Source organism: Bacillus sp. AY3-1, from assembly GCF_008368785.1.
In the GTDB taxonomy this organism is placed as follows: Bacteria; Bacillota; Bacilli; order Bacillales; family Bacillaceae_G; genus Bacillus_A; species Bacillus_A wiedmannii.
The window spans coordinates 766,458-786,273 of record NZ_QORZ01000016.1 but is presented as its reverse complement, the minus strand read 5'-3'; the positions used below and the strand labels follow the sequence as shown (position 1 = coordinate 786,273).

The following is a 19,816-nucleotide window of genomic DNA, read 5'->3' as shown; positions in this document are numbered from 1 at the left end:
GATTCTTTTTTTCTTTTTATTAGGGGTAAGGTATTCTATGAGATTCATAGAAGCCTTATTACTTTTTATTATATAGAATATATTGGAATAAATGTTTATATTTTTCATATTAATTGTGAAAATTTTATGAACTTTATATTTTTTGTGTTTTTATACTACTAAAATCGATGTGTATGACTCTGATATTAAAATCCGGTTTCTGCATGAGTACCCGTTTTAGGTTGGTCGTACATTCAGAATTAATATGTGATGAACAAAATACGTACTGATTAAGGATTCATTTTATACGCAAATTCTTCTCTATTTTAATTGAAAAATAAAATTTATTCGAATAATTATTCTGCAGCTATATACCTAAAGGCACATTCTACGTATAATGGAGAAGTATAAATTTTGAATTTGTATTAATTTTACATATTGAGGTGAAAAAGGAATGAATGCGCGGCTAATGGAACTTATTGATGTGAGTACAATAGAAACCATGGCAGAACAGTTTTATAAATTAACCAACATATCACATCAACTTCTTGATGCTGAAAAAGAATGTATATTTTCTTTTGGAATAAATGAGATGAAAATATGTAAACTTCCCAAAATTGAAATCCCCATTTTTTTATACAATCAACATTTAGGATCTTTTGTAGCATGGTCAAACAAAAGTGACATTTTCAATTGTCAAAAATACTTTGAAATGCTTTCAAATCTAATTATAGATGGAGCAACAAAGGTATTTCAAAGTAAAAATACAACGTTGCTTTCTCGAAAAGAGGAGGAACTGCATACGATTTTACAAAACATGCCTGTTATGGTTGATGCGCTTGATTATAATGGAGATTTTGTTTTGTGGAATCGGGAGTGTGAAATTGTAACAGGTTATACAGCTGAAGAAATAATAGGGAATCCAAATGCCCTACAATTATTGTACCCAGATCATAATTATCGTCACCAAATACAAACGAAATTTTTAACTTGTGGAAAAAATTTCAGGGATTGGGAAATGCACTTAACATGTAAAAATGGTGAAATCAAAACAATCATGTGGTCCAATATATCAGAACAGTTTCCTGTAACAGGATATAGCTACTGGGCTGTCGGAGTAGATATTACACATTTAAAAGCGATAGAAGACCAGTTAAAACAACAAACGTCTGAATTGGAATTAATTTTTAAGGCTTTACCAGATTTATGTTTCTTAACAGAAGATGATGGCACAATTATAGATTATAAAGCAGGGTCCCCTTCGAAATTTTACGTACCGGCACAAGCTTTTATGGGAAAAAAGTTTTTCGAAGTATTACCATCTCCAGTAGCACAGCAGTTTCAGGAAGCAATTCATCAAGTGAAGGAAAAAGGGACGAATGTAATTGTTGAATATCCACTTACAATTAATGGGAGTGTCGATTTCTTTGAAGCTAGATGCTTACCATTATTACATGATAAAATTATGATCATTGTACGCGATATTACAGAACGGAAAAAGACAGAAGAATTGCTAAATAAATCAGATACACTTGCAGCAATTGGTCAATTAGCAGCTGGTGTGGCTCATGAAGTGAGGAACCCCTTAACTGTCATTAAAGGGTTTATACAGTTATTTCAAATTAATAAAGAAGATCAAGAAAAATATTTTGATTTAATGCTTTCTGAAATTGAAAGAATAGAAGCGATTCTTCAAGAGTTTTTATCAATTGCTAAAACAGAGGAGATAAATACAGAACAAAAAAATATTTATCAAATTTATAATAATGTCGTATCGTTAATGAATACAAAAGCAATTATGACGAATATTCAAGTGGAACTATATGCAGACAACAAAGACATAAGCATTGAATGCTCAGAAAATCAATTGAAACAAGTGTTTATTAATATTTTGCAAAATTCAATCGAAGCTATGCCAGATGGCGGGAAAATTACAATTCATATTAAAGAGATAAACGATGAAGGTGTCATTATTCATGTAATTGATGAAGGAATAGGGATACCTGAAGATAGAATTAAGAGATTAGGTGAGCCTTTTTATAGTACGAAAGAAAAAGGTACCGGTATCGGATTAATGTTAAGTTATAAAATCATTGAAAGTCATCAAGGGAATATAAGTATTATGAGTGAAGTTGGAGTCGGGACAACAGTAACGATTTACTTGCCGAAAGCTCAGAGCGAAAAATCTCTATCAAATTATGATGATAGATTCGAATCAATACGTCCAATTATTAACTCTTAAATTACTAAATCCCCAATAACCGAAAGCTTAACTTTTGGTTATTGGGGATTTTTATATTTAATTTAGTAAACTTTACCTTTTCTTAACCTTTGTTTTAATTTCTATTAAGTTTTTATCAGTATATTAATATTTGTGCAAAGTACTGTATAGAAAATGTGCATTACTTTTAATATATAGATTCAATTATTAGTAGGAATTCGGTAAGGAGGAGATTATGACAAGGTGAAAAAGCATGAGAAAAAAAGTGGTAGAGCAATACCGACGCGGTTAAATATTTTATTTCTTTGTGTATTTTTATTATTTTCTGCAATGATTATACAGTTAGGTAAAGTGCAAATTTTCGATGGAGAGACTTATAAAAATGAAGTAGAAAAGAGAGAAAATACAACTGTGAGCCTATCTGTCCCACGCGGAAAAATATTTGATAGAGAAGGCAATCCAGTAGTTGATAATAAATCTTTACGTACAATTACATATACAAAGATGAAAGGTGTAAAATCAGAAGATATATTAAAAACTGCAAGACAACTTGCAGACATAATTGAAATGCCGCAAGAAGATATAGCTAAGTTAACTGAGACAGATAAGAAAGATTTTTGGATGCAATTAAATCCGAAACTGGCTGAAAATCTAGTATCGAAAAAAGAAATAGATACATTTAGAGAAAAGGATATTAGCGGCAAGAAGCTAGATAAAAAAATAGAAGAGTTAAAAAGAAAACGGGTTACAGATAAAAATCTTCAGGAATTAACAGAGAAAGATATAAAAGTGTTAGCTATTAAAAGTAAGATGACTTCTGGTTATCAAATGGCTCCTCAAATTATTAAAAAAGATGTTAGTGAAAAGGAATTTACTATAATTAGTGAAGGTTTAGCGAATCTCCCAGGTGTAGACGTATCGGTTGATTGGGAGAGAGTGTATGTAAATGATGGATTATTCCGATCTGTTCTTGGAAATGTTTCTAATTCCGATGAAGGATTACCAAGTGAACGATTAGATTACTACTTGGTACGTGATTATAGCCGAAATGATAGGGTTGGAAAAAGTTATATCGAGCAGCAATACGAAGATGTACTTCATGGTACAAAAAAAGAAGTAAGAAGCGTTGCAGATAAACAAGGTAATACAATTAGAACGGAAATCGTTTCTGAGGGAAAGAGCGGTAAGAATTTAACTTTAACAATAGATATGGAATTACAGAAGAAAGTAGAAGAAAGTATTGAAAAAATATTAAAGACATATAAAGGGTCAGAATCCATGTTGGACCGTGCTTTCGTTGTGATGATGAATCCGAAAAACGGACAAGTATTATCCATGGCCGGGAAAAGACTTGTAGAAAAAGACGGAAAAACAGAAGTTGAAGACTATGCATTAGGCACAATGACTAGTTCTTATGAGCTTGGATCAACAGTTAAAGGTGCGACAGTTTTAACTGGATTTGAAACGAAAGCTATAGCACCAGGTACTTATTTTTATGATGCACCTATGAAGTTTAAAGGAACAAAGGAAAAAAAGTCTTGGAAAGAGTTTGGAAATATTGATGATTTAAGAGCGTTACAAGTCTCTTCAAACGTTTATATGTTTCATACAGCATTAAAAATTGCAGGTGTAGATTATGTGAAAAATAGTTCATTAAATATTAAACAGGAGTACTTTGATAAAATGAGGTATTATTTCAGGCAATTTGGATTAGGTGTTCCAACGGGTATTGATTTACCAAATGAAACAGCTGGACAAATTGGTAAAAAAGATAATCAACCTGGTTTCTTACTAGACTACTCAATTGGCCAGTATGACACCTATACGCCACTTCAACTTGTACAGTATATTTCAACAATCGCAAACGGTGGATATCGAATGAAGCCACAAATTGTTCGAGAGGTAAGAGAGCAAACGTCGCAAAAAGATGAGATTGGTAAAGTGGTGCATGCAGTAGAACCAATCGTTTTAAATAAGATAGATATGAAAGAGGAATATATAAATCAAGTAAAAGAAGGATTTAGAAAGGTATTCCAAGAAGGTGATGGAACAGGAGTAAGGGCGTTCCAAAAAGCATCTTATAAGCCAGCAGGTAAAACAGGGACAGCACAGACAGTATACGGTGGAGAAAGTGATATTGGAAGAAATGAAAAAGGTGAGCGAAGAGAATGTTATAATTTAACGTTAGCAGGATATGCGCCGTATGATAATCCTGAAGTATCATTCTCTGTAGTTGTGCCGTGGGTTATTAATGATAAATCTGGTATTAACTCTGATATTGGAAAAGAAGTTTTAGATGCTTATTTTGAACTGAAAAATAAGAGATTGACTGGAGAAACTATAAAAATAGATAGCTCTCAAGAAGGTTAAAACATATGAAATAGTACAGAAACTAGAGTCGACTTATTTAGAAATAGGTTCAAAATGGGTGATAGAGAGGTGAAATCATTCTATCAATTATTCACATTTTATAAAATAAATCATATATTGATAGCATAGGACAAGCTGAAAAGCTTATTCTAACCTCACAGAACACTCCTTATCACGGTTTGGCATCTACTTATGTAGATGCCTTTTTTAATTTAATCACTAACAATTATTTATCAACCTAAAGTAGCAAGCATATTAGGACTATTAGGTGAAGATTGACGGTAATAATTACAGTATGCTTAATAAGCGAATTGAAATGTAAGGAGTGAGAAATAAGTGCTAAATATTTTAGTGGTTAATTTTCCAGCAGAGGGACATGTAAATCCTACATTAAGTTTAGTCAAAGCCTATACTGAACGAGGTGATCACGTACATTATATTACGACAGAACAATTTAAAGGCAGAATTGAAGATTTGGGAGCTACTGTATATACACATCCAGATTTATTAAAGGAGATTTCTATTGATTCTGAAACTCCAGATGGGCTGAATTCTTTCTTTCGTGTACATGTTCAAACTTCTTTATATATATTAGAAATTACGAAACAATTATGTGAAAACATACATTTTGATTTCGTAATTTATGATATATTTGGCGCTGGAGAGTTAGTAAAGGAGTATTTACAAATTCCAGGCATAGTTTCTTCTCCTATATTTTTAATTCCTCCAAATTTTTTGGAAACATTACCTTTTCATCCAAATGCAGAAATACCATTCCAACCTGATAAAATTTCTGAACAGTTACTGTATCAAATGGAACATGAATTTGGAGTAACACCTAAAAATAATCTTCAATTTATGCATAACAAGGGAGATATTACTCTTGTGTACACAAGTCGCTATTTTCAACCTAATAGCGATTTATTTGGAAGAAATAACATTTTTATTGGACCGAGTATTTCAAAGCGTAAAACAAATGTACAGTTTCCATTTGAATTACTTAAAGATAAGAAAGTTATTTATATTTCAATGGGGACACTGCTTGAAGGACTCGAACCATTCTTTAATACTTGCATTGATACTTTCTCGGATTTTGATGGAATAGTTGTAATAGCAATTGGTGATAGAAATGATTGTTCAAAAATTAAGAAAGCGCCAGACAATTTTATAATTGCTTCATACGTACCCCAATCAGAAATATTAAGTGAAGCAGATGTTTTCATTACACATGGTGGTATGAATAGCGTACACGATGCCATTTATTTTAATGTCCCATTTGTTATAATTCCACACGATAAAGACCAGCCAATGATAGCGCAAAGATTAACTGAACTTGAAGCAGCACATCGGTTATTGAAAGAGAATGTTAATGTGCAAACTTTAAATGAAGCGGTAACAGACGTTCTTTCAAATGAAAAGTATAAACATGGTATACGAAAACTGAATGATAGTTTTTTAGAATGTGGTGGTACTAAAGAAGCAATTGCAGTGATTACATCTCTTTTAAATAAATAGTTTAGACAATATAAAAGCATAGAGGCACTACCTTTATGCTTTTATATTATTATACTGCAAACTGCACAGCAGTATTTGCATGTAAAAAAGCGGTATCAAAAACAGGTACAGTAAGGTCGTTTTGGGAAATGAGCAATGGTATTTCAGTGCAGCCTAGCAATATACCTTCTGCGCCATTTTGAATTAATGAGTTTGTAATTTGTAATAGCTTTTCTTTTGATGTTTCTGAAATAATTCCTTTACTTAATTCATTTAAAATAACATGATGAATAAAATTTCTTTCCTCTTTATTTGGAATAATTGTCTCAATGTTATAGTTCGCTAGACGTGATTTATAGAAGTCTTGTTCCATCGTTTGTTTCGTACCTAATAGTCCGATCCGTTTTATATTCTGCTCTACCATTTTTTTAGCACTTACATCACCAATGTGAAGAAGTGGAATAGATATTGCCTGTTCTACTTCTTCAGCAAATAAATGGACCGTATTGGAACACATTAATAAACAATCAGCTCCGGATTTTTCAACCTTTTTTGCGACTGTGACTAATTCGTTTTTCACTTCTTCATATTGATGATTTTGTAATAAAGTAGTTACTTCACCAAAGTCCATGCTATATAAAACAAGCTTCGCATTTTGATCGTATTGAGAGAGTGTAAGTGTATTAATATGTTTATAGTATAACGATGTAGATTCCCAACTTAGTCCACCAATTAAACCGATTACTTTCATCGTACATTCCTCCCGTAACTATTTTGAATTTATTATTTCATAATTCCTATAAGAATACAATGATTTAAATGTATAGTTAAACGAAAAATAAAAATAATTAGAAAAGTGTTGAAATTTACACTTATTAGTGCCATAATACGAATTACAAATTAATACTTATCCAGAGAGGTGGAGGGAACGGCCCTATGAAACCTCAGCAACCCCTATGTACATTTATAGGAAGGTGCTAATTCCGCAGAGGACACGATGTGTTTTTTGGAAGATAAGAGGATTCTTGAACGTGAAAGAAAATGACCTCTTATATAAGAGGTCATTTTTTGTTGTATAGAAAGGGAGTGTCGATGCATAATTCATTTTTAAAATAAATATAGAGTAATAAAAGTTGACTAATATGAGAGGGGAATTGTAATGAACAAATTATCAACGAAGTTAGTAGTGGCAATCGGAATTGGAGCAGCATTATACGGGATATTAGGACTTTGGGGATTTTCAATTGCACCAAATACATTTATTAAACCTGCATTAGCTATTTTAACTGTTTTTGGAGCGTTATTTGGCCCAGTGGCAGGACTGTTAATAGGGCTTATCGGTCATACCGTAACGGATACAATCGCTGGTTGGGGTATTTGGTGGGGATGGGTAATTAGTTCAGGCATTATCGGATTTGCAATGGGACTCATTCAAAAAAGAGTTGGCTTTAGTGTGAAAAATGGGACGTATAATAAGGGGAATATTTCTTATTTAGCTATTACGGGGTTACTTGGTATTGTCATTGCTATTATATTTGCTGGTGCATTCGATATTATTGTGATGGGAGAACCGTTTGACAAAATTGTTATACAAGTATTAGGAGCAACAATTGCTGATGTTATTGTATTTTTAGTTCTTGGATTGCCAATTACAATAGGTCTAGCTAAATCTAATAAGAAACATACACATTTAAAAATTGAAAAGTAGGGATGTTAACATGCAACCAATCATTTCTTTTGAACAATTCAGCTTTCAATATGAACATGCTGCGCAGCCTACTGTAAAAGACATTACATTTCATATATACCCTGGAGAAAAAGTACTAATTGCTGGACGAAGTGGTTCAGGGAAGTCAACGTTAGCTCATTGTATAAATGGGCTAATCCCCTTTTCTTATGAAGGGATTAGTACTGGTAATATTTTAATTGCCGGAAAAGACCCGAGGAAAGAGAGTGTTTTTGAACTGAGTAAACAGGTAGGAACAATTTTGCAAGATCAAGATGCTCAATTTATTGGTCTTACAGTAGAAGAGGATGTAGCTTTTTATTTAGAAAATGAATGTGTAAATCAAGATGATATGAAAAAGATTGTTTCGGACTCATTAAAAAAAGTAAAGATGCATGCTTTTCATAAACAAAGTCCACATGAATTATCAGGAGGGCAAAAACAAACTGTTTCTTTAGCAGGTTTGTTAACAACAAATGCTGATATATTATTGTTCGATGAACCGTTAGCAAATTTAGATTCAGCAAGTAGTTTACATACGATAGAACTTATTAAAGGCATACATAAACAATATAATAAAACAATTGTAATTATTGAACATCGAATAGAAGAAATGTTAAACCTGGATTTAGATAAAATCATTTTAATGAATGAAGGGGAAATTGTTGCGATAGGGACACCAGAAGAGATTTTAGCGTCAAATATATTACCATCTATCGGCTTAAGAGAGCCTATGTACGTAGAAGTATTAAAGAAATTGCAGTTTGATGGTAATAATGACGTAATATACTACCCGCTTGAAAATCTTCAAAGGGAAAGTGTTCGTAGCATAATAGATGAGTGGATGGAGAAGCAGGTTTCTTTTAAAGGTACTCCTACAAAAAAAGAATTATTGAAAGTAGAGAATTTGTCATTCTCCTATCCTAATAAACAAAAAGTATTGGACAATGTAAATTTCTCCATATATGAAGGTGAAATTGTAGCACTTTTGGGCCATAACGGAGCCGGTAAATCAACATTAGCTCATAGTCTTATAGGCATAAACAAAACAAAAAATGATAGGATTGTATTTGATGAAGTAAATATCAATTCTTGGTCTATTCGTAAACGTGGTGAGGTTATATGTTATGTGATGCAAAATCCAAATCAGATGATTACACAACCTACTGTTATAGAAGAGGTTTCATTTTCATTAAAATTAAAAAAGTTTTCAAAGGAAGAAATTAAGCTTAGAGCGGAAGAAACATTAAAACTTTGTGGTTTGTATCCATTTCGAAATTGGCCAATTCAGGCATTAAGTTATGGACAAAAGAAGAGAGTAACGATTGCATCTGTACTAATAGCAAATCCGAAACTTATCATATTAGATGAACCGACAGCGGGACAAGATTATTATCATTATAAACAGTTTATGTCGTTTATTAGAAAACTAGCTGTAAAGGGAATATCTTTTATTTTTATCACACATGATATGAATCTCGCTTTAGAATATGCAGACAGAGCGATTGTTCTAGATGAAGGGGAAATTATTGCGAATAATTTCGCGTGCGTTGTATTAGGGGATACAGAAACGTTACAAAGGGCGAACCTAAGGGAAAGTTCTTTATTCAAACTAGTTAAATTTAGTGGAATTTCATATCCTGAAAGGTTTATGGAACATTATTTTGAGGATATTAGGGGGGAGGAAGGTGTATAGTACATATTTTCATCGCATGGATGGAGCAGTGAAATTGATGTTATTTATTTTTTGTATGACACTTACATTTTTGTTTTTTGATTTTCGTATATTGCTATTTGTATTTATGATTGGATGTATCGGACTATTTATTGCTAAAATTCCATTTCGTAAAATTTGCATTGTTTTTACTGTTATATTTACATTTAGTTTATTAAATTCTGTCATGATTTTATTTATTACACCAACTCATGGATCTGAATTAACCGAATCATATACTTCGTTTTTACATATCGGATATGCAACAATTACATATGAAACATTATTTTATGCAGCTACACTTTCATTAAAATATTTTACGTTATTACCATTTACACTTATTTATATATATACGACTGATCCAAGCAAATTTGTGAGTAGCTTAAGTAAATTTCGAATTCATTATAAGATTACATATGCAATAAATATTGCATTACGTTATATACCTGATATTCAGTCCGAATATAAAGTTATTAAACATGCACAAGAGGCGAGAGGAGTAGCTTTTGAAAAAGGAGAAGCAAGTTTATGGATTCGTATGAAAAACCGTGTCTTAATTTTTTGGCCTTTAATTATTCATTCACTAGATAGAATCGATACAGTTTCAAATGCAATGGATTTAAGAGGATTTGGAAAGAAGAATACACGAACTTGGTTTTATACAAATAAAGCGAAAAGCGGGGATTTCATTGCTTTATTTGTAGGTATTTTTATTTTAATTGTTGCAGTGTATTTAAAGTTACATGTATTTCAAAACTTTTGGTATCCATTTTAAAGCACTCTCAAATGAGTGCTTTTACTTATTTTTATGTGGACATGCTCAAAAAAGGGATATTTACATAATGTATAATACGAACCAGTTAAAATGATCAACTACCTATTAGTTTTCAAACCAAAAGGAGGAGAAAATATGAGTTACGGTGGTTCTTGTGGTTTTGGTGGAGGTTTCGCGTTATTAGTTGTGTTATTTATTTTATTAATTATCGTTGGATGCAGCTGCTGGGGCGGAGGGTACTAATTTCTAATTAGTCTCCACAAATGTAAACTTAAAAAACATAGAAGATACTTATGTATCGAAACAAATAAAAAAGGAGCAATTATGCTCCTTTTTTATTTGTTTTCAGATGAGTTCATATTACATTTCGGCAATGTAATTGTCAAAGTTGTACCTTTATTAATAACGCTTCGGATTTTCAAACTACCTTGCATCGTTTCAATGATTTTAACAGCAACCATTGTACCTAAACCTGTACCTTTTGTTTTTGTACTAAAGTATGGTTCACCAAATCGATTTACTTGCTCTTGTGACATACCAATTCCGCTATCCTCAATTCGAATAATAACTTTATTATTACTAATAGATGAGGAGATATGTAAAGTACCACCATTAGGCATTGCTTCAATCCCATTTTTTATTAAGTTTAAAAAACATTGTTGAAAGTGCTGTTTATTGCCTACAATTGTTGCTGTGGAAAAATCTTTTGTAATATGTATTGTATTCATATTGCATAATGGTAAGATCATATTAATAACTCGGTTCAACTCTTGTTCTACTGAAATATGATCTGATTTTTCTGAAGCAGGTTTGGCAAACGTTAAATAATCATCAATAATTCCTTGTGCACGATGTAACTCTTCAAGTATATGTTCAATATACTCGTCTCTTGATTCTGGAGTTAAATTAGGTGTTTTTAAAAGTTGAGTAAATCCTTTTACGACAGTTAAGGGGTTTCTTACTTCGTGCGATATACTAGCAGCAAGTTGGCTAACAATCTCCATTTTTTCCATTTTAATCATCTTCGATCGCATACATACTGCATCTTTTAAAACTTCATTAAAATAAATGCCAAACAACATCAAAATGGTTGGTAATATTATGAAATAAATAATGTACAAATTATTCACTTCAAAATCTGATAAAGTTAATACAATTACAGTTGTAAATATTGCTAGAAAAAATGTTAAAAACATTCCATAAGCTACTTTAATTTTTCTATTATACTTATTAAATTTTGCGGATGCGAATGCTGTAACGATAAACATTGTTCCATAAACTAGTATTGTTAACATACTAAATCCATAAAATGAAAATCTTGTAATTAATAAAATAGCAAACAAAATGATACCAACAGGGAAGCCACCATAAAGTGTGCCTATTATAACTGGTATTTGTCTTAAATCATGAATACAATTTTCATCCATATAGATTGGATAGCGCATACATAAAATAAGAGGGATACTCGTACAAAGGATAATAAGTAATTTTTTATATTTCTTTAAATAGCGTCCGCTATCATATATAAAATAAAAAATAAATATACTACTTAAAATGTAAAGAAGATTATTTAATACGTTTTGATTAATATAAACAAAGTTCATAATATTTTCCTCGTTATTTTGAATTTCCATTTTATATGTATTATACATGATTATAGTAGAAACTTTATGTTTTTAATAATATAGGTTATATCTTTTCAGCATTTGCCACGTTTATCCACTCTTCATAAAATACTTTAACTGATTCATATCGTTCAGCTCGGCTTTCATTTACAGCACGATACGCTATTTCATATAAATTCCTACTTGCTTCCCATTTTGTAAAGGAACGATCTTTTCCATCTCCTAAAATTTCGAAAGCCATCGCCCCCATATTAAATACATTTGTTCTTGCATCAATCATAGCGTTTAGCTCAAATTCTTCAGGAGACATAAAACGCGAGGAGCCCCATAATCTTCCCATTTTATTCACGTATGGTTTTTTAGAATATAAATCAATATCACAAATCTTCGTCTCATTTGTATGGAAATTATATAAAATACTACCGTCATAAAAATCTATTGCTACATAGTTTTTCTTTTCGACATATGTATGGAAAGAAAACATAGAATTTAAGGATTGAATTCGTTCCAAAACAGATAAATGCTTATATTTATAATAAGGAGAGTTTGGATTTTTATATTTCTCAGGAGGCGGGAAACTCCAATGTGAATGAAGACATTCACCATCAAACCAATCAAAAATTAAGACATATCCAGATTGAACGGGAAAATGTTCAATTAATTGTATAAGTGACTCATGCTTTAATTCTTCATATAAGGAAACTGAATTTTTTAATCTATCAATTGCATCGCTGGTCTTTCCGTTATATGCAATTGTATGTGCCCCTGCATATTTAATAAATTTCTTATGACCATCTTTTTCTACACCAAAAGATAGATTTCCTGAATCTTGCTGGTCAAAAACCGCAAATACGGTTCCTAATTTCATAAGCCAATCAAAATTATGATGTTCTTTTAATTGGAATGTTACTTGATTTAATTGAATTTCAACTGGAATATCTTTCATAATATACCTCACATTTATTATAATTAAGTTGTATATTTCAGTATTCGACATATTTTGTAAAAATCCTATGTTAATCACATGAAATTTTATAAATATAATAATAAACACTTATAAGAGGGTGAACAATATGGAACAACAAATCGTTATTAAACCATATCAAAAAGATTGGTATGAAGAGTATGGAATAGAAAAAGAGAAATTTATTTCATTATTTGGAGGAGAATGTATCGCTATTGAACACATAGGGAGCACATCTGTACAAGGATTAGGAGCGAAACCTCTAATTGATATGATGATTGGCGTAACGGATTTACAAATTACTGAAAAGTGGATTGAAGATTTATTAAATATTGGATATGAGTATGTTCCAAAAGAAACACCTAATCGACGTTTTTTTAGAAAGGGAAAATGGAGAGCTGGTACCCATCATTTGCATGTTTATATTTATAATAGTGACGAATGGAAAAACAATCTTTTATTTCGAGACTTTCTAATAAAACATGAATGGGCACGTAAAGAATATAGAGAATTAAAGGAGAAACTTGCAACTACATATCCTTTTGATCGTGTTTCATATACAAAGGAAAAAGCACCGTTTATTCAAAGAATTTTAGAATTGGCCAAAACTCAAAAAAACTAAAATTACAGATTCTTATCTAAAAAATTTTAAAAACCTTTCCTACGTTATTTATAGGGAGGGATTTTTTCTTTTGTCATAACGATATACATTATTTCTAATTATTGGAGACGGATTATTTTATTTATTTCGATATTTCTAGTACATTGAAAATATTAAGGGGGAATTAAACAATGAAAGCTATTGTACATCAATATAAAAAAGGGGTAGAAGGATTAGAATATAAATTTTTACCTGAAACAAATCTTAATGCCGGTGAAGTAAAAGTAAAGTTAAAAGCTGCAGGATTAAATCATAGGGATTTATTTATTATATACAATAGAAAAGAAATGGAGCTGCCGTTAGTAATAGGGTCAGATGGTTCAGGAATTGTTACAGAGATCGGAGAAGGTGTTTCAAATAATCTATTAAATAGCGAGGTTATTATCAATCCTAGCATTGGATGGGAAAATATTACCGAAGTACCAGATTTACCAGAGGTGTTAGGTGGACCGAAAGATGGAACGTTTGCTGAATTTGTTATTGTGCCAGCTGAAAATGTAGTGGCAAAACCGTCATATCTTACTTGGGATGAGGCTGGAGTTTTATCTTTATCGGCATTAACAGCATATAGAGCGCTTTTTACAAAGGGTAAATTGAAGTGTGGAGAACATGTTTTAATTCCGGGAATAGGCGGCGGTGTAGCGACATTTGCCATGTTATTTGCGAAAGCAATTGGCGCAAAAGTAAGTGTTACATCAAGGGTAGAGAACAAAAGACAGTTTGCCGAAACATATGGCGCAGACTTTTCTTTTAATAGTTCTGGAAATTGGGAAGAGAGTTTACGCGGAGAGAAAGTAGATTTAATAATCGATAGTATAGGTCCAGCAACATTCTTACAATATTTTGATGTATTAAAACCAAATGGGAGAATTGTTAATTTTGGTGCAAGCTCAGGAGATAAAATTGAATTGCCATTACGTGCATTATTTTATAACCAAATCGATATTATGGGGACATCTATGGGTAGCCGTGAGGAATTTAATGAAATGGTTAAGTTTATTGAGAAACATAAGATTAAACCAATTATTGATAAAGTATATTCGTTAGAAGAAGCCATTGGGGCATTAAGTCGTATGGAACAAGGAGAACAATTTGGTAATATCGCACTTCGTATGTATTAAAAATACGATTTCGCAACTACTATATTTAAGTAACAATGTTATGTATTCTACATATGAAAAGTATGTAATTCGTATTGTTTTAAAGGTTTTTCAGCTTTATACATAATTAGCCGTAATAATTAGTCTCAATATTGTCAAATGAGTAATAATAAAATGAGAATTAGATGAGAAAAGTTTAAGCCCATTTTCATATTGATGTTGTATACTGTGTAAATCAAGAATGCTTTTATTTAAGGAGAGAGTATTATGAATTACACAGTATTTCAATGGTTTAATAGTTTTGCTGGATCGTCCAAACTATTAGATACGCTAATGGTTGCTATTACAAATAGCGCTGCATATGTAGCCATTCTATTTATGTTTATCTTATGGTTTAATAATGGAAAGAAAGAGAATGCAATTATAAAACAATATACAGTTTTATATACGACACTTTCAGTTATTATTGCATTACTAGTAAATGTTCTTATACACGAGGTTTATTATCATCCGCGTCCATTTGTATCACATGATGTACATCAATTAGTACCACATGCAGCAGACTCATCATTTGTTAGTGATCACTCTGTACTTGTATTTTCCATCGCATTTGTATTTTTACTTAGAGGAGAAAAACTTAAATATGTCGCTCTTATTTGGGCAGTATTAGTTGGTGTATCACGTATGTACGTAGGAGTTCATTATCCTCTAGATATACTTGGTGCAGCTTTCTTAACATTTATTACGAGCGGTTTAGTAGTGCAAAGTACACGTATGTTTGAACCGATAGCTAAATTTGTATTTAAAATGTACGCATTGGTAGCGAAACGAATTCCTTTTTTAGCGAAATATAATCATATAGCTTAATTTTTATAAATAACTATTTATAGGTTTGTTAAAAAGTTCTCCTTTGGAAATCCAGAAGGGAACTTTTTTATTATGCACAAGATAAGGGTATGCGTATGAAAAGAGTGGCGAAAGAACAACGGAATTAGCATCAAAAGTTCCTATTAAATTTGTATAAGTTAACTATCTTGTGACGGAATATTCGTAAATTTCACGCACCGTACTGTAAATAGAAAAATAAAAACAGAAACAACAGCTACTTTCAGAACGATTTAAAGGAATTAAAAGGAAAAGTTCGAAACATATAGTATTGAAAGCAAAAATTACATAATTTGTAGCACACCTCTGCAGTAGTTAATTGTGAAAGAAAGGGGATAAATATGCATAAACTTCAAACGAATAAAGGCGCGCGGTATTTTATGGTTGCTTTTATTGTTTTGTTTCTAATTATGCTTTTGCGTTTTTTCTATATTCAAGTAGTAGGGGTCGTCCATAATGTAAATGTAAAGGACCTTGCAACTGAACAACATAATAAAAAGGGTGTTTTGGAAGCAAATCGTGGCACGATTTATGATCAAGCTGGAAAAGTGCTAGTCCAAGATTCCACAACATATCGTGTTGTTGTGAATTTAAAAGGAACAAATAAAGTGAAAAATAAAGATGAAACCGCAAGGCAATTAGCTGATGCGCTTGAAATTGATAAAGAGGATGTATTAAAAAATTTTCATGATGGACGTACGCAAGTTGAAATCGGAAAAGTTGGTCGGAATTTATCTAGAGAATTGAAAGAACAAATCGGGAAAATGAAAATTCCGGGTGTTTCTTTTATGCCAGAGAAAGCAAGAGTGTATCCAAATGAAGATTTTGCATCTTATATTCTTGGTTTTGCTAGACCTGACGATAAAGGAAATACAGAAGGGAAATTCGGACTTGAAAAGAGTCTGGATAAATATTTGCGCTCGACAAATGGGAAAATAGAATATGTGGGAGCACGAAAAGGCATCCCCCTTACAAATGATATAGGAAAAATAGAACCCGCTAAAAATGGAAATAACGTGTACCTTACGCTTGATAAACAAATTAATAGTTTTTTAGAAGAAGCGATGAATAAGGCACAAGATCACTATGATCCTTCTATGTTAGTAGGAATCATAGCGGATCCAAAGACAGGGAAAGTTTTAGCGATGTCTAGTAAACCAAGTTTTAATCCTAATAAAGGCGATATTGAATACTTTTTAAATGACCCAATCGCAAATGCATTTGAACCAGGTTCAACAATGAAAGTATTTACGTTAGCTGCTGCAATAAATGAAGGGGTATATAACGGGAAAGAATATTTCCAATCTGGAAAATATTCAGTTGGTTCATCTGATATAAAAGATCATAACGGTGGGTTTGGATGGGGATCTATTACATTTGATGAAGGGTTTGAAAGATCATCCAACGTAGCTTTTTCTATTTTAGAAGATCAGTTATTGAAACCGGATAAATTTAAGCAATATATGAATAAATTTGGATTCAACCAAAAAACCGGAATAGATTTACCTGGCGAAAGTAAAAACACATTATTATTAAATACACAAATTCAACAAGTCACAACTTCTTTCGGACAAGGTTCTACAGTAACTCCCATTCAATTAATCCAAGCAGCTACTGCTATAGCAAATGACGGAAAAATGATGCAACCATATATTGTTGACAAAGTTGTAAATCCAACTAACAAACAAGTTATTATGGAAAATCAACCGAAAGAAATTGGGAATCCGATAAAAAAAGAGACAGCGGACGAGGTAAGGAATTTAATGGAGCGTGTTATTACGTCTTCAAAAGGTACTGGTACAATGTATAAAGTGGATGGTTATCCAATAGGAGGTAAGACCGGAACAGCGCAAATTCCGAATCCTGAAAATGGACGATATATGGAAGGGAAAGGAAATTATATTTTTTCATTTTTAGGTATGGCTCCGATTGATGACCCAGAGTTAATTGTATACTTAGCTATTAAACAGCCAAAGTTAAAGGGAGACGAGTATGGAGCTCAGCCGCTTGCTGAAATATTTAAACCAGTTGTGAAAAATAGCCTTGAATATTTAAAGGTGAAACCATATACAGAAAAACAAATGGCAGATGCAACGGAACGATCCCAATTAAAAGTACAAAACTATGTCAATCAATCAATGGATACAGTAGAGAATAGTGTGAAAAAAGAAAAGCTCCAACCGATAATTTTAGGCGAAGGAAAAATAATAAAACAATATCCGCAATCTGGTGAAGTAATGAGTGAAGGGGATCGTATATTTTTATTAGGGAAGAACGCAAAAATGCCAAATTTACAAGGTTGGTCAATGCGTGATGTTATGTATTTCTCAAAATTATTAAAATTAGATTTAAAAACTACAGGCACGGGCTATGTAACGAGTCAGAGTATTGAAAATGGACAAGATATACAAGAAGGCGATGCATTAATCCTAGAATTGGAACCACCGTTACAACCGTTAGCAGAGGCGAATACAAACTAATTTGGATAAAGTGAAGGGTCTATATACAATAGGCTCTTTTTTTATAGATTTAAGTAATTTCACGCACCGTAATTTTTTTGAAAAAATAATAAATAAGATAATCACCAGTGACATGTCGGTAAATATCTGATTATTTTATATTTACAGTTAAATGAAATTGTGATAATATGGAAAAAATCAAATGCAGTGAAGAGAAGAGTAAATAAAATGAATTTTTCACAGAGAGCTCCATTTAGCTGAAAAGGAGTAAAAATTCTTTATTGAACCAAGCCTCTGAGCAGCACATCGGAACCTTTTATTAGGGGATAGTGTGACGGGAGCTCCCGTTATAGAGCTATGGTATAAGCATGAATTAGAATGCAGTACCTGATAAGGTTAATATGGCGACATATTAACAAACTAGGGTGGCACCGCGATGATAAATCTCGTCCCTAAGACTAAAAGTCTTGGGGGTGGGATTTTTTTATTGTTTCAAAACAATTTGGAAAGCGGGGGCCTAAAATGAAAAACTTACTTAAAGATTGGAAATATCCATTATTACTACTGTCTGGAGTTGGTATTGCGAATTTAGGGGCATGGATTTACTTAATAGCACTAAATGTACTTGTCTATAATATGGGAGGATCAGCCTTAGCTGTTGCTACTTTATATGTAATTAAACCATTAGCCGCTTTATTTACAAACGCTTGGTCAGGAAGTATGATTGATCGTTTAAATAAACGGAAGTTAATGATTCACCTCGATATATATCGTGCGGTATTTATCGCTATTTTACCGTTACTTCCATCACTTTGGGTTGTTTATGTATTCGTATTCTTTATTAGTATGGCAAATGCGATTTATGAGCCTACTGCTATGACATATATGACGAAATTAGTTCCAGTAGAGCAAAGACAACGTTTCAACTCATTACGTAGTTTAATAGGATCTGGTGCATCTTTAATTGGTCCAGCGATAGCGGGAGTATTGTTAATAGCAAGTACACCGGAGTTTGCTATATATATAAATGCTATAGCATTTCTCATATCAGGAGTAATTACATTGCTGTTACCTAATCTTGATAAAAAATCCGATATTACTACGTCAAATGATAAGTTATCTTTAGCTGTACTAAAAAAAGATTGGAACATCGTTTTAAATTTCAGTAAAAAATCTTTATATATTGTTTTTGTGTATTTCTTATTTCAAGGGATGATGGTTTTAGTTGCCGCAACTGATTCACTTGAATTGTCATTTGCGAAAAAAGTTTTATTGTTAACAGATAGTGAATATGGCTTTTTAGTTAGTATCGCTGGAGCCGGGTTTATTTTAGGAGCTATAACAAATACAATTTTATCCAAAAAAATAGCGCCTTCATTTTTAATTGGAATAGGATCATTATTCATAGCAATCGGTTATTTAATTTATGCTTTTTCAAATGAATTTTTAATAGCTGCTATCGGATTCTTTATTTTATCTTTCTCTATGGCGTATGCAAATACAGGATTTTATACCTTTTATCAAAATAATGTCCCTGTCCATATGATGGGACGGATTGGGAGTATATATGGGCTTGTGATTGCGGGCATCACCATTTTAATTACGATTTTGTTCGGAGTCGCAACTCAATTTATTTCTATACAACTTGTGGTTATTGTAGGCTCACTGGTAATGCTGCTTATAACTATCATATTGTGTGTATTTACTTTATTGCCCTTACATTCTAAAGTGTATTCCTCTGAGTCAATCAATTCAAAATAGTAACCTTGGTTTTGATTTATGGTATTCAATAGGAGGGTTTACCCTCCTATATATGGAAATATAAGAAGGGTGAACAATATTG

The 19,816-nt window shown here is 32.0% G+C and carries 15 protein-coding genes, 1 riboswitch and 1 other annotated feature; of the genes, 12 read left to right on the top strand and 3 right to left on the bottom strand.

Annotated features, from left to right (window positions below; translation table 11 throughout):
• Positions 1 to 433: 433 nt before the first annotated feature.
• The 3 genes from DN389_RS15370 (at position 434) to DN389_RS15360 (ending at position 6,085) form a co-directional block, all read left to right on the top strand.
• The gene (locus DN389_RS15370) at positions 434 to 2,221 is read left to right on the top strand and encodes a PAS domain-containing sensor histidine kinase (protein ID WP_098191394.1); all 1,788 of its coding nucleotides are present in this window, start codon (positions 434 to 436) and stop codon (positions 2,219 to 2,221) included.
• A gap of 222 nt (positions 2,222 to 2,443) precedes the next feature.
• Entirely contained in the window at positions 2,444 to 4,570 is a 2,127-nt protein-coding gene (locus tag DN389_RS15365; RefSeq protein WP_149237343.1) for a peptidoglycan D,D-transpeptidase FtsI family protein, read from the top strand.
• 336 nt (positions 4,571 to 4,906) lie between these two features.
• Positions 4,907 to 6,085: a macrolide family glycosyltransferase gene (locus DN389_RS15360; RefSeq protein WP_098191396.1), complete on the top strand. Its 1,179-nt coding sequence runs from the start codon at positions 4,907 to 4,909 to the stop codon at positions 6,083 to 6,085.
• Between the two features lie 49 nt (positions 6,086 to 6,134).
• On the opposite strand, the gene DN389_RS15355 is transcribed toward DN389_RS15360, so the two are convergent.
• The gene (locus DN389_RS15355) at positions 6,135 to 6,815 is read right to left on the bottom strand and encodes an aspartate/glutamate racemase family protein (protein WP_087984418.1); all 681 of its coding nucleotides are present in this window, start codon (positions 6,813 to 6,815) and stop codon (positions 6,135 to 6,137) included.
• A gap of 153 nt (positions 6,816 to 6,968) precedes the next feature.
• A riboswitch (SAM riboswitch) is annotated at positions 6,969 to 7,084 on the top strand.
• 139 nt (positions 7,085 to 7,223) lie between these two features.
• On the opposite strand from DN389_RS15355, the gene DN389_RS15350 reads away from it, so the two are divergent.
• The 4 genes from DN389_RS15350 to DN389_RS15335 all read left to right on the top strand — a co-directional run bounded on the left by DN389_RS15350 (position 7,224) and on the right by DN389_RS15335 (position 10,522).
• Positions 7,224 to 7,772: an ECF-type riboflavin transporter substrate-binding protein gene (locus tag DN389_RS15350; RefSeq protein ID WP_098191398.1), complete on the top strand. Its 549-nt coding sequence runs from the start codon at positions 7,224 to 7,226 to the stop codon at positions 7,770 to 7,772.
• A 10-nt stretch (positions 7,773 to 7,782) separates the two neighbouring features.
• Positions 7,783 to 9,486, top strand: coding sequence for an ABC transporter ATP-binding protein (locus DN389_RS15345; protein ID WP_098802369.1), 1,704 nt, complete (start codon positions 7,783 to 7,785; stop codon positions 9,484 to 9,486).
• Positions 9,479 to 10,279 (top strand): energy-coupling factor transporter transmembrane component T family protein, encoded by an 801-nt coding sequence (locus tag DN389_RS15340; protein WP_088122241.1) that lies wholly within the window; start codon positions 9,479 to 9,481, stop codon positions 10,277 to 10,279. The genes DN389_RS15345 and DN389_RS15340 overlap by 8 nt, the downstream gene beginning before the upstream one ends.
• A 135-nt stretch (positions 10,280 to 10,414) precedes the next feature.
• Positions 10,415 to 10,522: a YjcZ family sporulation protein gene (locus DN389_RS15335; RefSeq protein ID WP_000120182.1), complete on the top strand. Its 108-nt coding sequence runs from the start codon at positions 10,415 to 10,417 to the stop codon at positions 10,520 to 10,522.
• A gap of 92 nt (positions 10,523 to 10,614) precedes the next feature.
• Here the strand turns inward: DN389_RS15335 and DN389_RS15330 are convergent, their stop codons facing one another.
• Together DN389_RS15330 and DN389_RS15325 are read right to left on the bottom strand one after the other, a co-directional pair.
• Entirely contained in the window at positions 10,615 to 11,883 is a 1,269-nt protein-coding gene (locus DN389_RS15330) for a sensor histidine kinase (RefSeq protein ID WP_088063599.1), read from the bottom strand.
• A gap of 85 nt (positions 11,884 to 11,968) precedes the next feature.
• A complete protein-coding gene (locus DN389_RS15325) occupies positions 11,969 to 12,850 on the bottom strand; it encodes a protein kinase (RefSeq protein ID WP_098191401.1) in 882 nt (293 codons plus the stop codon).
• Between the two features lie 127 nt (positions 12,851 to 12,977).
• On the opposite strand from DN389_RS15325, the gene DN389_RS15320 reads away from it, so the two are divergent.
• The 5 genes from DN389_RS15320 to DN389_RS15300 all read left to right on the top strand — a co-directional run bounded on the left by DN389_RS15320 (position 12,978) and on the right by DN389_RS15300 (position 19,734).
• Positions 12,978 to 13,490, top strand: a complete 513-nt coding sequence (locus tag DN389_RS15320; RefSeq protein ID WP_106101860.1) for a GrpB family protein — start codon at positions 12,978 to 12,980, stop codon at positions 13,488 to 13,490.
• Between the two features lie 170 nt (positions 13,491 to 13,660).
• Complete coding sequence (locus tag DN389_RS15315) at positions 13,661 to 14,650, top strand: zinc-binding dehydrogenase (protein ID WP_098191403.1); 990 nt, start codon at positions 13,661 to 13,663, stop codon at positions 14,648 to 14,650.
• A gap of 246 nt (positions 14,651 to 14,896) precedes the next feature.
• Positions 14,897 to 15,496, top strand: a complete 600-nt coding sequence (locus DN389_RS15310) for an undecaprenyl-diphosphatase (protein WP_046954016.1) — start codon at positions 14,897 to 14,899, stop codon at positions 15,494 to 15,496.
• 359 nt (positions 15,497 to 15,855) lie between these two features.
• Positions 15,856 to 17,994 carry a penicillin-binding protein gene (locus DN389_RS15305; protein WP_149237342.1) on the top strand — a complete coding sequence of 713 codons (2,139 nt, stop codon included), beginning with the start codon at positions 15,856 to 15,858 and terminating at the stop codon, positions 17,992 to 17,994.
• Positions 17,995 to 18,171: 177 nt separating this feature from the next.
• Positions 18,172 to 18,430 (top strand) — a binding site (T-box leader).
• A gap of 65 nt (positions 18,431 to 18,495) precedes the next feature.
• The gene (locus tag DN389_RS15300; protein WP_098191405.1) at positions 18,496 to 19,734 is read left to right on the top strand and encodes an MFS transporter; all 1,239 of its coding nucleotides are present in this window, start codon (positions 18,496 to 18,498) and stop codon (positions 19,732 to 19,734) included.
• Positions 19,735 to 19,816 lie beyond the last annotated feature (82 nt).